General features: G+C 65.7%; 9 protein-coding genes. 3 read left to right on the forward strand and 6 right to left on the reverse strand.

The genetic code is table 11. The features are described from left to right. The first annotated feature begins 21 nt into the window (after positions 1-21). Both IEX41_RS11750 and IEX41_RS11755 read left to right on the forward strand, forming a co-directional pair. Entirely contained in the window at positions 22-2079 is a 2058-nt protein-coding gene (locus IEX41_RS11750; protein WP_188790438.1) for a hydantoinase/oxoprolinase family protein, read from the forward strand. 160 nt (positions 2080-2239) lie between these two features. After that, positions 2240-3916 carry a hydantoinase B/oxoprolinase family protein gene (locus IEX41_RS11755; RefSeq protein ID WP_188790439.1) on the forward strand — a complete coding sequence of 559 codons (1677 nt, stop codon included), beginning with the start codon at positions 2240-2242 and terminating at the stop codon, positions 3914-3916. A 228-nt stretch (positions 3917-4144) separates the two neighbouring features. Here the strand turns inward: IEX41_RS11755 and IEX41_RS11760 are convergent, their stop codons facing one another. Continuing rightward, positions 4145-5251 (reverse strand): tRNA-dihydrouridine synthase, encoded by a 1107-nt coding sequence (locus IEX41_RS11760; protein WP_188790440.1) that lies wholly within the window; start codon positions 5249-5251, stop codon positions 4145-4147. A gap of 206 nt (positions 5252-5457) precedes the next feature. Then, positions 5458-8226: an aconitate hydratase AcnA gene (acnA, locus tag IEX41_RS11765; RefSeq protein WP_188790441.1), complete on the reverse strand. Its 2769-nt coding sequence runs from the start codon at positions 8224-8226 to the stop codon at positions 5458-5460. Between the two features lie 219 nt (positions 8227-8445). On the opposite strand from acnA, the gene IEX41_RS11770 reads away from it, so the two are divergent. After that, a complete protein-coding gene (locus IEX41_RS11770; protein ID WP_188790442.1) occupies positions 8446-9177 on the forward strand; it encodes a DUF1223 domain-containing protein in 732 nt (243 codons plus the stop codon). Here the strand turns inward: IEX41_RS11770 and IEX41_RS11775 are convergent. From IEX41_RS11775 to purB, 4 genes are all read right to left on the reverse strand, one after another. Beyond that, on the reverse strand, positions 9141-10028 hold the full coding sequence (locus IEX41_RS11775) for a lysophospholipid acyltransferase family protein (RefSeq protein ID WP_373285635.1): 888 nt from the start codon (positions 10026-10028) through the stop codon (positions 9141-9143). The two genes, IEX41_RS11770 and IEX41_RS11775, sit on opposite strands and share 37 nt — an antisense overlap. 349 nt (positions 10029-10377) lie before the next feature. Further along, complete coding sequence (locus IEX41_RS11780; RefSeq protein ID WP_188790443.1) at positions 10378-11436, reverse strand: flagellar motor switch protein FliG; 1059 nt, start codon at positions 11434-11436, stop codon at positions 10378-10380. A gap of 257 nt (positions 11437-11693) precedes the next feature. Then, positions 11694-11849, reverse strand: coding sequence for a carbohydrate-binding module family 14 protein (locus IEX41_RS11785; RefSeq protein WP_188790444.1), 156 nt, complete (start codon positions 11847-11849; stop codon positions 11694-11696). A 114-nt stretch (positions 11850-11963) separates the two neighbouring features. Beyond that, entirely contained in the window at positions 11964-13271 is a 1308-nt protein-coding gene (gene purB, locus IEX41_RS11790; RefSeq protein WP_188790445.1) for an adenylosuccinate lyase, read from the reverse strand. Positions 13272-13347: the final 76 nt, after the last annotated feature.

Here is a 13347-nt window from a genome sequence, read left to right on the forward strand (position 1 = left end):
GACACCGAAAAGGCCCCGCAGATGACTGACAAGACACTCACCGGTAGCTTTGCGGGCATCGACGTGGGCGGCACCTTCACCGACCTCGTGCATTACGACAGCACCGCGCGGGCGGTGAAGCTGGCCAAGGTGCCCACGACGCTCGACAACCAGTCGCATGGCGTGCTTGCGGCGCTGGATGCGGCGGGGGTCGATGCGGCGGCGCTCGATCTTATCGTGCATGGGACCACGACCACCACGAACGCAGTGCTGGAGCGGCAATTGTGCAAGACCGGCCTCGTGACCACCATGGGCTTCCGTGATGTGCTCGAGCTGGGCCGCCGCACGCGGCCCCACGCCTATGGCATGACCGGCCAGTTCCGCCCGCTGATCCCCCGCGATCTGCGCCTCGAGGTGCCCGAACGGATGTTGGCCGACGGGTCGGTCCATGTGGCCCTCGACGAGCACGCCCTGCGCGACGCGTTGGCACAGCTGGTGCAGGAGGGCTGCGAGGCGCTGGTCATCCACTTCTTGCACTCCTACGCCAATCCAGCCCACGAAAGGCGCGCCGGCGAGATCGCCCGCGAGGTCTGGCCCAACGGCAACATCACCATGGGCCACACGCTGATCTCGGAATCGCGCGAATACGAACGTGGGGTGACGGCGGCGGTGAACGCCTCGGTGCAGCCCCTCCTGCGCCGCTACGTCGAGCGGCTCGCGGACAAGCTGTCCGAGCGTGGCTATGACCGGGACCTGCTGGTGATGAACGGCAACGGCGGCATGGTGTCGGCCCGGGTGGTGGCCGAGGAAGCCGCCAAGACGGTGATGTCCGGCCCCGCCTCGGGCGTGATGGCTGCCGCCTACACGGGGCGCCGCGCCGGCATTCCCGACCTTCTGACCTATGACATGGGCGGCACCTCGACGGATGTGGCGATGATCCGGGGCGCGGACCCGGCGGTCAGCCACGAGATCGAGGTGGAATATGCCATGCCCATCCACGTCCCCATGGTGGACGTGCGCACCGTGGGCGCGGGCGGCGGGTCGATCGCACGGATCGACGCAGCGGGCCTGCTGCAGGTGGGGCCGGACAGCGCGGGCTCGACCCCGGGGCCGATCTGCTACGGCAAGGGCGGCACGCTTCCGACCATCTCTGACGCCAACATGGCGCTGGGCCGGCTCAACCCCGACCGGCTGAACACCGGGGCGGGGGGCGTGTCGCTCGACACCATCCGCGATGCCTTTGCCTCGCTGGGCGCGGGCCTCGGGCTAGCCGCCGACGAGGCCGCCGCCGCCGTACTGCGCGTTGCCAACGCGAAGATGGCCGACGCGGTGCGCATGGTGTCGATCTCGCTTGGTGAAGATCCGCGCGATTTCGCGCTCTTTGCCTTTGGAGGGGCAGGGCCGCTGCACGCCTGCGCCATCGCGCGCGAGCTGGGCGTGCCCCGGGTGCTGGTCCCGGCGCGGCCCGGCATCACCAACGCGCTTGGCTGCGTTGTGGCGGACCTGCGCCACGATTTCGTGGCGACGGTGAACAAACCGCTCGACGCCTGCGACATGGACGAGGTGCACGCGCTCTTCGCCCGCCAGATCGAGGACGGCCGCGCCGCCATCGCCCGCGAGAGGGTCGAGATCGCCGAAGAGCGCATCGCCCATTCGGTCGAGATGCGCTTCATCGGCCAGACCCACCTGCTGCGGGTGCCGCTGGACTCGGCCAAGCCCAGCCGCGAAGAGCTTCAGGCGCTCTTTGAAGACGCCTATTTCAAGCGCTTCCAGGTGCGCCTGCCGGAGATTCGCCCGGCGCTGGTGAACGTGAACAGCTCGGTCGTAGGCCGCCGCCCCGAGATCGACCTCTCGGCGCTGATCGACGCCTCCGAGCGCAAGCCATCGCTCCCCGAGGCGCAGACCGCCACCCGGCCCGTGTTCTTCGAGGACTGGACAGACACGCCGGTCTACTGGCGCGACCACCTGCCCGCCGATGCCACCCTGAGCGGCCCGGCCATCGTCGAGCAGATGGACTGCACCCTCGTGCTGGAACCTGGTGATACCGCCGAACAGGATGATGACGGCAATCTCATCGTGACAGTGGGGGCAGGCGCATGATGCGCTGCCCCGCCCATGCTGGGCGCTGCACCCGGACCCGCCGCCGGGGTGCGTATTTGGAAAGAGAAGAAGCGTGGGATTGTGCGCGCGCCCCTGCTTCTTCTCTCCAAAAATACGCAAATTCCAAGCCCGCCACACAGACCTGCGCCGGAGTATCGCGATGAGCCTCGATCCCATCACCCTCACCGTCATCCAGTCGGGCCTGCAGCAGGTCTGCGACGAGATGGACCTCTCGTTCTCCCGCGCGGCCTTCTCCCCGGTGATCGCCGAAGCCAACGACCGCTCTGACGGGATCTATTCCGCGGAGGATGGCAGCCTGATCGCGCAAGGCTCCATGGGGCTGCCGGTCTTTGTCGGGGTCATGCAGTATTCCACCGCGACGCTGATCGAAATGATCCGGGACGGCAAGGTGGGCGCACCGACGCCCGGCGACATCTACATCGTCAACGATCCATATCTTGGCGGCACCCACCTGATGGACGTGCGCTTTGCCATGCCCGTGTGGCGGGACGGCAAGATCTTCTGCTGGCTCAGCAACACCGGCCATTGGCCCGACACCGGCGGCGCGGTGCCGGGGGGCTTTTCCGCGTCCGCCACGGCGGTCGAGCAGGAGGGGCTGCGCCTGCCACCCGTGAAGCTTTTCAAGAACGGCGAGCTCGACCAGGAGATCTATTCGATCATTTGCTCCAACATCCGCGTGGCCGACCAGCGCATCGGCGACGTCAAGGCGCAGGCGGCGGCGCTTTACGTCGGCGAGGCGCGGCTGACCCGGCTGCTCGACCGGTACGGTGACGACACCGTGCGCGAGGCCATCGCCGAGCTGCGGACCCGCGCCGCCGATCAGATGCGCAGCCGCATCGCCGGGATCGCGCCGGGCACCTATCGCTCCACCGCCTATATCGACAGCGACGGCGTGGTGAACGAGCCTCTTGAAATCAGGCTTGCCATCACCGCCGACGGCGACACTCTCACCTTTGATTTCGACGGCTCGAGCCCGCCCTGCATGGGGCCGATGAATTCCGTCATCGCAACGACGCTGAGCTCGGTCTACCTTGGCATGAGGCACATCTTCCCCGAGGTGCCGATCAGCGCCGGTGCCTTCGAGCCGCTCAACATCATCCGTCCCGAGGGCACCTTCCTCGATGCGCGCTATCCGCGCCCGGTGTCGGGCTGCGCCGCCGAGGTCAGCCAGCGCATCGCCGAGGCGGTCTTTGCCGCTCTGGTTGAGGCGCTTCCGGGCAAGGTGTCGGCGGCGCCCGCAGGATCTTCGGGCAACTTCGCTCTTGGCGGCGAGGTGCCACAGACCGGGCAGAGCTATGTCATGTACCAGATCTCGGGCGGCGGCTACGGCGGCTATGCGGGGGGCGACGGCATCTCGAACGGTTGCTCGACCATCGGCATCTCCAAGGCGCCCCCGGTCGAGATCATGGAACAGCAGTTTCCCGTCCTCTACCATCGCTATGCCCTGCACGAAGGGTCCGGCGGGGCCGGGGAGCATCGGGGTGGCTTCGGCCTCGACTACGAGGTGGAGATCCTGCGCGGCCATGCGCGCGCCAGCTTCGTGATGGACCACGGGCGGTTCGGCCCGCAGGGGGCGCTTGGGGGCGGCGACGGCAAGGTCAACGAGGTCGCCGTGACGCGCGGGGGCGAGACGTTTACCCCTGAGCACCTGTCCAAAGCGCAGGACATCCAATTGACTGCCGGAGACCGGGTGCGGGTGAAGACGCCGGGGGGCGGGGGCTATGGCGATCCGGCCAAGCGCGACCGCGCCAAGGTGGCCGAGGATGTGAGGCTGGGCCGGTACACCGCCGAGGAGGCAAAGTGGCTCTTTGGCTGACAGAATAGCGCGGGCACGCAATGAGATGGTCCGCTAGCGGCCGGGCGATACGAAGGGCCGCCGGATTGCGGTAGCGCCAAGGTGGCCGAGGCTGAGGCTGGGGCGCTACGCGATGGCGCAGGCCTGGTGGCAGTGCGCTCGCACCGGGTGCATCGGCCTGTTGGCCAAGCGACTACAAATGGTTTGCTACACCCCGGCACAGCTGATGTGCCGGGGTGTATCGCCATATCAGGCGGCGTCGGGGGACTGGGCGTAGCCGCCGTTGTAATCCTCGCTCTTGCGGCGGATCTTGGAATGCTCGACCACGCGCTCGCGGGCGATGCCACGGAACGCCTCGATCGAGTCAAAGCCCTTGCGCTCGAGGAAGTCGGCCAGATCGCCGGTCAGCTCCTGGATCAGCTTCACGCCAACCCCGCCGCTGCCCTTTTCCTCCATCGCGGCGGTGCAGACCTGAAGGTTGCCCGCGCCGTGGGCGATGAAGTTGAACGCCTCGCGGAAACCCTTGATCCCACCAATGCCCGAGATGGCCCCGTCCGGATAGGCGCGCGAGATGTCCGACACCCGTTGCAGCGCCTGCGGCAGGATCGCGAGGCCGCCGAGACCGCCAGAGGTGACGAGGCCGTCCACCTCCACCTCGAACTTCATGGTCTCGGGATCCATCAGCGGCAGCGAGGGGAAGGTGTTGCACAGCGAGATCGACGATGCACCGGCCTCGTAGGCAGCGCCTGCAGCGTCCACCAGCGTCGAGGTCGCAGGCGTCAGCTTGACCCAGATCGGCACGTCCACCGCCTCGGTCACGGCCTTCAGCACGGAGCGGATGATGTCCTCGTCATTGGCAATATGCGCGCCCATGTCCTTGCGGTCCATGTGGGGGCAGGACATGTTCAGCTCGAGCGCATCGCAGCCGACCCCCACGCAGGCGCGGGCGAGCTTTTTCCAGTTCTCCATCTCTTCGTCCGACCCCGCGCCCGCCATGATCGAGGCGATCACCATGCGGTCGGGGTAGGTGGCCTTGATCTCTTCGAGATCCGGGAGCCACTGCTCCAGCGGCTGGTCCGAGATCAGCTCCCAGTTCCACGACGAATGCGACACCGTGTCGGGGCGCTTCATGCGCGACACGTAAGGTTTTTCTTCGCTGGTGCGCTGGTAGATCGTCTTGGGTCCAGCGACGTTCTCGACCGGGTGCAGACCGATGGTCTTGGTGACCACGCCGCCCCAGCCGGCCTCGAACGCCTTGAGGATCTTCCGCTTGCTTTCCGTCGGCGGGGCCGAGGCCAGCACGAACGGGTTGACGAAGTCGAGACCGGTGAACCGGGTCGTAAGATCAGGTGCCATGTGTCATCTCCCTTGGGTTTTTCTTTTATGGAGACGTTTTTTTACCAATCGGTCAATAAATTTCCGGGCACCCGCGATGCGGGACTGAAAAACAGGCGGCCTTCCTTGTCGATTGATTGAAACTTGGGCGGCCATGGGGCCCTGCGCAACGGAAAAGGCCCGGCAGATCGCTCCGCCGGGCCTTTCCTATGTCTTTGAAGAGGTGCTTACGACGCCGCGAGGCTGCGCAGCACGTAGTGCAGGACGCCGCCGTGCTCGACGTATTCCTTCTCGATCGCCGTATCGATACGGCACTTGAGAGTGATCTCCTTGGTGGAGCCATCCGCGAAGGTGATCGAGCAGGGCACTTGGGCCAGCGGGGTGACGCTGTCGAGGCCCGAGATCGAAACGGTTTCCTCACCGGTCAGACCAAGGGTCTTGCGGGTGTCGCCGCCGGTGAACTCGAACGGGATGACGCCCATGCCCACGAGGTTCGAACGGTGGATACGCTCGAAGCTTTCCGCGATCACGGCCTTCACGCCCAGCAGCGCCGTGCCCTTGGCCGCCCAGTCACGCGAGGAGCCCGCGCCGTACTGTTCGCCACCGAAGATCACCAGCGGGGTGCCGGCCTCCTGGTGGGCCATCGAGGCGTCGTAGATCGAGGTCTGCTCGCCATCGGGGCCTTTGGTGTAGCCGCCTTCGACGCCATCCAGCATCTCGTTCTTGATGCGGATGTTGGCGAAGGTACCGCGCATCATCACTTCGTGGTTGCCACGGCGCGAGCCATAGGAGTTGAACTCGCGAACAGGCACCTGACGCTCCACGAGGTACTGGCCGGCGGGAGTGCTTTCCTTGAAGGAGCCCGCGGGCGAGATGTGGTCGGTGGTGATCATGTCACCCAGCAGGGCGAGCACCTTCGCACCCTCGATGTTGGTGATGACGCCCGGATCCTTCGACATGCCCTGGAAGTAGGGCGGGTTCTGCACGTAGGTCGAGGTTGCCGGCCAGTCGTAGGTTTCGCCACCGTTGACTTCGACCGCCTGCCACTTCTCGTCGCCCTTGAACACGTCGGCGTACTTGGACTGGAAGGACTCGCGGGTCACGGTCTTTTCGACCAGCTCGGCGATCTCGGCGTTCGAGGGCCAGATGTCCTTGAGGTAGACATCGTTGCCGTCCTTGTCGGTGCCGATCACGTCGGTGGCGATGTTGACGTTCATGTCACCCACCAGCGAGTAGGCCACCACGAGGGGCGGGGACGCGAGGTAGTTGGCGCGGACGTCGGGCGAGATGCGGCCTTCGAAGTTACGGTTGCCCGAGAGCACCGAAGTCGCGATCAGGTCGTTGTCGTTGATGCACTGGGAGATCGGCGCTTCGAGCGGGCCCGAGTTGCCGATGCAGGTGGTGCAGCCGTAGCCGACGAGGTTGAAGCCGATGGCGTCGAGGTCTTCCTGCAGGTTGGCCGCCTCGAGGTAGTCGGACACGACCTGCGAGCCCGGTGCCAGCGAGGTTTTCACCCACGGCTTGCGGTTGAGGCCAAGCTCGCGCGCCTTGCGGGCCACGAGGCCTGCGCCGATCATCACGTAGGGGTTCGACGTGTTGGTGCACGAGGTGATCGAGGCGATCACGATGGAGCCGTCGTGCAGCTGGTAGGCACCGTCGTCGGACTTGTACCAGCCCTTCTTGTGGTTGCCGGTGTCGCCGGGGATGTCCTTGGGCTCGGGGGCGCCGCCTTCGGCTTCCCAGCGGCCTTCGGCGTTGGCGCTTTCCTTGCCGGCACGCTGGCCTTCCACGAACTTGGCGAAGGCCGGGGCGGCCGAGTCAAGCGCGATGTAATCCTGCGGACGCTTCGGACCCGAGATCGCGGGCACGATGGTGTTCATGTCCAGCTCGAGCGTGTCGGTGTAGACCGGATCGTAATCCGGCGTGCGCCAGAAGCCGTTTTCCTTGGCGTAGGCTTCGACCAGCGCGATGCGGTCCTTGTCGCGGCCCGACTGGTCGAGATAACGGATGGTCTCGTCGTCGATCGGGAAGAAGCCACAGGTCGCACCGTATTCGGGCGCCATGTTGGCGATGGTGGCGCGCTGTGCCAGCGGCAGGTTGTCGAGGCCCGAGCCGTAGAATTCCACGAACTTGCCCACCACGCCCTTTTCGCGCAACATCTCGACGACCTTCAGCACGAGGTCGGTGCCGGTGGTGCCTTCTACCATCTCGCCGGTGAGCTTGAAGCCCACGACCTCGGGGATCAGCATGGAGATCGGCTGGCCCAGCATCGCGGCCTCGGCCTCGATGCCGCCCACGCCCCAGCCCAGAACGGCCGCGCCGTTGACCATGGTGGTGTGGCTGTCTGTGCCGACGAGCGTGTCGGGGTAGGCGACTTCCTCGCCATTCTGGTCAGCGTCGGTCCAGACGGTCTGCGCGAGATACTCGAGGTTCACCTGGTGGCAGATGCCGGTGCCCGGGGGCACGACGCGGAAGTTGTTGAACGCCGACTGGCCCCACTTGAGGAACTCGTAGCGTTCGATGTTGCGCTCGTACTCGCGGTCCACGTTCATCTGGAACGCGCGCGGGTTGCCAAACTCGTCGATCATCACCGAGTGGTCGATCACGAGGTCGACGGGGTTCAGCGGGTTGATCTTCTGGGCGTCGCCACCCAGCGCCTTGATGCCGTCACGCATGGCAGCAAGGTCGACCACGGCGGGAACGCCGGTGAAGTCCTGCATCAGCACGCGGGCCGGGCGGTAGGCGAGTTCACGGTCGCCCTTGCCACCGTTCGCGGCCCAGTCGGAGAACGCCTTGATGTCGTCCACCGAAACGGTCTTGCCGTCTTCGAAGCGGAGCATGTTCTCGAGCACCACCTTGAGCGCGGCGGGCAGCTTGGAGAAATCGCCGAGGCCCGCGGCTTCGGCCGCCGGGATCGAATAGTAGGCATAGGTCTTGCCGTTCACCTCGAGCGACTTGCGCGTCTTCGATGTGTCCTGACCGACTTGGATGGGCATGAAATGGCTCCCTTGCATTGGCTGGGGTTAAGGGTTCGCTTGCGAGGATATCTGCCCCATGCCGCGCCTGCATTCAAGTGCTATGGTGGAATTTGTATACCGTAGAATACAGAAATTTATGCTATGGGCGTTTCCCACGCTCTCGCAAAACCTTGATTGGCCATTACAAGCGGGGTTGGTTAGCCAGAAAACGGGAACGGCAAAGGGACAGACGCAGTGATGCAGCGACTCACCTACTGGTTGGCGGGGGCGCTTGTTGCGTTTTCCGGCGCGGGCGCTTCGGCGCAGGATACGGCGCGGAACGAAACGCAAGGCACTCAGGACAATCCCGTGGTGGTGGAGCTCTTCACCTCGCAGGGCTGTTCCTCCTGTCCGGCCGCCGACGCGGTGCTGTCCGAGCTTGGCGCCATGGACGATGTCATTCCGCTGGCGCTGCACGTAGATTACTGGGATTACATCGGCTGGGCCGACAGTTTCGCCGATACCGCCTTCACCAAGCGTCAGAAGGGCTATGCCCGCGCATCGGGGCGGCGGTCGATCTACACGCCGCAGATGATGATCGGCGGCACCCATGACGTGATCGGATCGCGCCCGATGAAGGTGATGGACGCCATCGACAAGGCGTCGAACGTGCCCCCCAAGGCGCGACTGTCGCTGGAGCGGAACGGCGACATGCTGGTGATCCGGGCCGAGCCGCTCGAGACGCTTCCCGCCACGAACGTGCAGATGGTCCGCTACAAGCCGCAGGCCAAGGTCGACATTCTCGACGGGGAGAACGCGGGCCGCAACGTCACCTATACCCACATTGCCCATGACTGGCGGATGCTGGGCCTCTGGGACGGGGCGGAGCCGCTGGAGCTGCGCATCGCCGTCGAAGGCAGCGATCCCATCGTGGTCATGCTGCAGGGCGAGGATTACGGACCCATGTTCGCGGCAGCGCGCTTGCGCTGACGCTTGGCCTGGCGCCGGGGTTTCCAGCGGCGGTGGATCCAGAACCACTGGGCGGGATCTTCCTTGATTCGCGCCTCGAGCCGCGCAGTCGCTTCGCGCATCATCTCCACCGGATCCCCATGGGGGATGGGCGCCTCGAACACAGCCTTGAAGCTCTGCCCGTCCGATTGGCGAATGCCGAAGAACGGCACGAAGAGCGCCCCCGTTTTCAGCGCGATGTCCGCCGCCGAAGTGAGGGTGGGAGCAGGCTGGCCGAGAAAGTCGATGGGCACGCCGTCGCTGGAATAGACGTCGAACAGCAGCACGCCCATGCCGCCTTCGCGGATATGGCGTAGAAGGCCCATGGTGCCCCGCCGCCCCTGTTCGAAGACCGGGTCCGACAGGGCATGCATGTTGGCGGCGTAATGTTCGTTGAAGAACGGGTTGGCCATGGGCCGGTAGAGCCCCCCGATCCGCCAGCCGCGCGCCACGAGGGCGGCGCGGGGGGCTTCGAAATTGCCGTAATGCCCGGTGACGAAAAGGATCGGCCGCCCTTCGGCGCGGGCCTGTTCCATGGCAGGCAACCCGTCGCCCGTGACGCTGGCGCTGGCCATCCGGGCCAGCAGGCCGGGCACGTCGTAATTCTCGATCATCGTGCGGCCGGCGTTGTCGGACACCGCGTCAGCGATGCGCCGCCGGTCCGCCTCGGGCATGTCGGGCCAGACATGGGCGAGGTTGTCCATGGAGCGCTTGCGGTAGCCTGCCAGCGGCGCCACGATCTGGCGCACCGCCCAGCCCATGAGCCGCAGTCGCTGTTTCAGCGGAAGCGCCAGCGCGGCGGAGATCATCCCGCGCAGCACCTTGTCGGACAGTCGGTCCTGCCAGCCACCGCGCGGCTTTTGACTTGCAGGCTTGGAGGCCTTGCCCTTGGGCTTGCCTGCATGCGTGTCGTCGGCTTTGTGATCCGGTCCGGCCAAGCTGCGCTCCTTCGTGGTCCGGCGCAGAGATAAGCTCAGCGGGCAAAAGACACAACATCGGGGCGTGTCATGCTTCGGCGTGCACCCTCGCTGCGGGCGGCCCCAGATGCTCGCGGGGGTGCCGAGCAGACCACATGGGAGCTGCCGCGCGCAATGCCCAGCCCAAGTGTGCCGACGCGCCCGATGCCGGGGCAGGCGGCACTGTCATGCCTGTCGGGACCCGTCGTGGCGTTGGGCGCTTATGTCATTCGTCGTCGTCCGCGTCGGGATCGCGCAACTCGATCTCTCCGGCATTGATGAGATCGCGGATCACCGACACCACCTGGCTCATGGCCTGTTCGCCCTTCTTGGCGCCGACACTCATGCCAGCCGCCTCTTCGCGCAGGGCGCCGGCCATGCGTTTCGACATGTTCTCGAGCATGAATTCGACTGCCTTGGCATCGCCCTCGCTCGAGGCGGCGGCGACGGCGGCGGTAAGCACTTCCTGGGGGCAATCGCGGGCGAGCTTGGGCACGTCCTGAGCCTTGAGCCGGTCGGGGATGTTGGCAAAGGTGAAGATCGCCTTGCGCACGGCTTCGGCAAAATCCTTATCCGTCTCCTCGAGCCCTTCGAGCACTTCGTCGCGCTTGGCGCTGGCGGCGTAGTTGAGAATGGCGCCGACGCGCTGGTCGGGCTTCTTGTCGAAGGCTTTCGGCGGTTCGGCATCGAGGGCTGCGGCCAGCGACAGGCCGATGCGGTCCACCGCCTCGGGGCTGACACCTGCGGTCATGGAGATCGCATAGGAGATCCGCCGCGCCCGGTCGCCGGGCAGGCGGCCAAGCACCTTGGCCGCTTTAGACGTTTCGATCATCGACATCATCACCGCCGCCACTTCGGTGGATTCGCCCAGCACCAGTTCTTCGATCCGCTGTTCGTCGAGCTTGCTGATGCGCTCCCACGGATTGCCGGTTTCGCGCACGCCGGCTTCCTTGCGCAAGCGCATGGCGGTGCGGGTGTTGATCTTGCCGTCCAGCGCCGACAGCGCGCCGGCCATGTCGCCCGGGAAGGACATGCCGACGGATTCCAGCTGGTCCGTGAATTCCTGCACCACCGCGTTCAGCGTGTCGCGGTCCACATAGCGCATGCGCCCCAGCTGCTGCGTCAGCTCGGCCTGCAATTCGTCGGGCAGCGATGACAGGGGCACGTCGGCCCCTTCATTGAGCAGGAACTGCACGATGATTGCCGCCTTCGCCCGTCGGGTGAGGGGAGGCCGCCCCCCTGCTGACGGCGCGGGAAGGGCGGCAAGTGAGGTGAAATTCGACATCTGGAACCGCTCCGGTCTTGGTATTCCAGAGCTACATGGTCGAGGTTAACGAAGCCTCACTTCGCGAGAGCTTTCGAAGCACTGCCTCGTAGGCGCTTGTGGCGCGCCTAGGGCTTTCGGGCGGTCAGGCCATTCCGAAGGACGTGCGGCCTGCCAGTTCAGGCAAAGCCCGTCCAATCCGCCTCAGGAGACGAGTCGTCCGCGCAACTGACGCGACGGGCCCGACCGAGGGCGAGGCCCGTCCGAAGATTAGGCTGTCAGCCCGATGCCAGCGTGCAGCTTTGGGTTGCGCTGTCGTAGACCATGCCGTCGGCGCAGGTCATGGTGGCCTCCTTGTGGCCGGAACAGGCGGCGAAGGCGAGGCCGGGAGCCACGGCAAGAACGGTGGCGGTCAGGAAGGTCTTGATCGTCATCTTGGGTCTCCGGGGTTGCAATACGGCCAGACTAGCACGCATTGCGGGATTCCCGAAGAACGAAGGCCGGGCGTGGAGCCCGGCCTTCGTAAATGCTTGTCGGTGAGGCGTGGTTCACGCCTCGCCGAACACGCGTTTGAAGATCGTGCCCACATGCTTGGTGTGGTAGTCCATGTCGAACTTCTCGTTGATGCCGGCAACGCCGAGGGCCGCGACCACCTCTTCGTCCGCCAGCAGAAGCTCGCGGAAATCGAGACGTTCTTCCCAGACCTTGAGCGCGTTGCGCTGGACCATGGAATAGGCGTCCTCGCGCGACACGCCCGCCTGCGTAAGCGCCAGCAGCACGCGCTGCGACATCACGAGGCCGGGGAACTTGTTCATATTGTCGAGCATGTTCTGCGGGTAGATGATCATCTTGTCGACAACGCCTGCAAGGCGGTTCAGCGCGAAATCGAGCGTGATGGTGGCGTCGGGGGCGATGCCGCGCTCGACCGAGCTGTGCGAGATGTCGCGTTCATGCCAGAGGGCGACGTTCTCCATCGCCGGGATCACGGTCATGCGGACAAGGCGCGCGAGGCCGGTGAGGTTCTCGGTCAGGACCGGGTTCTTCTTGTGCGGCATCGCCGACGAGCCCTTCTGGCCCATGGAGAAGAACTCCGCGCCCTCGAGCACCTCGGTGCGCTGCATGTGGCGGATCTCGATGGCGACGTTCTCGATGCTGGAGGCGATGACACCCAGCACGGCGAAGAACATGGCGTGGCGGTCACGGGGGATCACCTGGGTGCTGATCGGCTCGGGCTTGAGGCCGAGCTGCTGGCAGACATGTTCCTCGACCGCCGGGTCGATGTTGGCGAAGGTGCCGACGGCGCCCGAGATCGCACCGGTGGCGATTTCCTCGCGGGCAGCCACGAGGCGGGCGCGGTTGCGGTCCATCTCGGCGTAGAAACGAGCGAAGGTGAGGCCCATGGTGGTGGGCTCGGCGTGGATGCCGTGGGAGCGGCCGACGCGCACGGTGTCCTTGTGCTCGAACGCGCGTTTCTTGAGCGCGGCCAGAACGTTGTCGACGCCCTTCAGCAGGATGTCGGCGGCGCGCACCAGCTGCACGTTGAGGCAGGTGTCGAGCACGTCCGACGAGGTCATGCCCTGGTGGACGAAGCGCGCCTCGTCGGCGCCCACGTGTTCGGCGAGGTGGGTGAGGAAGGCGATGACGTCATGCTTGGTGACGGCCTCGATCTCATCGATGCGGGCGACGTCGAAGTCCACGTCCTTGGCTTTCCACACGGCGTCGGCGTTTTCCTGCGGGATGACGCCGAGCTTGGCCTGCGCGTCGCAGGCGTGGGCCTCGATCTCGTACCAGATGCGGAACTTGGTTGCGGGTTCCCAGATCGCGGTCATCTCGGGGCGGGCATAGCGGGGGATCATCGGCGGTCCTCTGGTTGATTGGGGACTTGGTGGCGGGTTGCGGTTGGATTGGGCGCGTCATAGGCCCTGAGGGGCT

Origin of the sequence: Salipiger pallidus (assembly GCF_014643635.1) — a bacterium.
Lineage (GTDB): Bacteria > Pseudomonadota > Alphaproteobacteria > Rhodobacterales > Rhodobacteraceae > Salipiger > Salipiger pallidus.